General features: G+C 64.9%; 1 protein-coding gene. It reads left to right on the top strand.

The window, feature by feature from the left end:
* Nucleotides 1-51 precede the first annotated feature (51 nt).
* Nucleotides 52-1,398: an IS630 family transposase gene (locus tag AB0I68_RS39080; RefSeq protein ID WP_363182210.1), complete on the top strand. Its 1,347-nt coding sequence runs from the start codon at nt 52-54 to the stop codon at nt 1,396-1,398.
* The last annotated feature ends 28 nt before the right edge of the window (nt 1,399-1,426 follow it).

Genomic DNA, 1,426 nt, shown 5'->3' with positions numbered 1-1,426 from the left:
CACTAGTGTGATGCGCCGGAAATCTCAGGGTTAAGTCTGTAGCCTGTTGTTATGTCGCCGGGTCCTCGTGCCGTTGAAGTCCGCCTGTCCGATGAGGAACGCGCGGAGTTGTCTCGTTGGGCGAGTGGGGCGGTGGCGCCTCGGTTCGCGGAGCGGGCGCGCATCGTGCTGGCGTGTGCGGGCGGGGTGCCGAACGCGCGGGTGGCGGTGGAGGTCGGTGTGACTGCCGCGACGGTGAGGAAGTGGCGTGGGAAATTCGCCGCTGAGGGGATGGCCGGGCTCGAGGATGCCGCGCGCATCGGCCGGCCGAAGGCCGATCTGGTTCTGAGCGAGGCCGAACGGGACCAGCTGGTCCGGTGGGCCAGGCGGGCGAAGACCGCCCAGTACCTGGCGCTTCGCGCGAGGATCGTGCTGCGTTGTGCGGAAGGCGGGACGAACAAGCAGGCCGCGGCCGAGCTTGGTGTCGACACCTCGACCGTGGATCGCTGGCGCGGTCGTTTCATCGCTGACCGTTTGGGCGGTTTGGCCGATGAGCCCAGGCCGGGTCGGCCGTCCTCGATTCTCCTCGACCAGGTCGAGGACGTGATCGTGGCGACGCTGGAGTCCACTCCGGGCCGGGACACCCACTGGTCACGGGCCTCGATGGCCGCTCGCACGGGGCTGTCGAAATCGACGGTCGGCCGGATCTGGAAGCGGTTCGATCTCAAGCCGCACTTGCAGGATTCCTTCAAGCTGTCCACCGATCCGCAGTTCGTCGACAAGGTCGTCGACGTCGTCGGGCTCTACCACAATCCGCCGGAACGGGCAGTGGTGTTATGCGTGGATGAGAAGAGCCAGATCCAGGCTCTGGACCGCTCGCAGCCCGTGTTGCCGATGATGCCGGGCATGCCCGAGCGGCGCACGCACGACTACCTGCGACATGGCATCACCAGTCTCTTCGCCGCCTTCAACATCGCCGACGGCACCGTCATCAGCGAACTCCACCGCCGTCACCGCGCGAAGGAGTTCAAGAAGTTCCTGGTCACGATAGACAAGGCCGTGCCCCACGAGCTCGACGTGCACCTGGTCTGCGACAACTACGCCACCCACAACACCCCCGAGATTAAGACGTGGCTGGCTAAACACCCCCGCTTCCACGTCCACTTCACCCCCACAGGCTCGTCCTGGATCAACCAGGTCGAGCGGTGGTTCGGTCTCCTCACCGACAAGCTCATCCGCCGCGGCGTCCACACCTCGGTGAAAGCACTGGAAGACGACATCCGGGCCTGGATCGAGACCTGGAACGAGGACCCGAAACCCTTCACCTGGACCAAGACCGCCGACGAGATCCTCAAGTCCCTCGCCGACTACCTCACGAAGATCACCCCATCAGCCACCAACAACCAGCCGCAGACTTAACCCTGAGATTTCCGGCGCATCACACTAG

The organism is Streptomyces sp. NPDC050448, assembly GCF_040655295.1.
GTDB lineage: Bacteria > Actinomycetota > Actinomycetes > Streptomycetales > Streptomycetaceae > Streptomyces.
The sequence above is the reverse complement of the archived record's forward strand: the minus strand, read 5'-3'. Positions and strand labels throughout refer to the sequence as shown.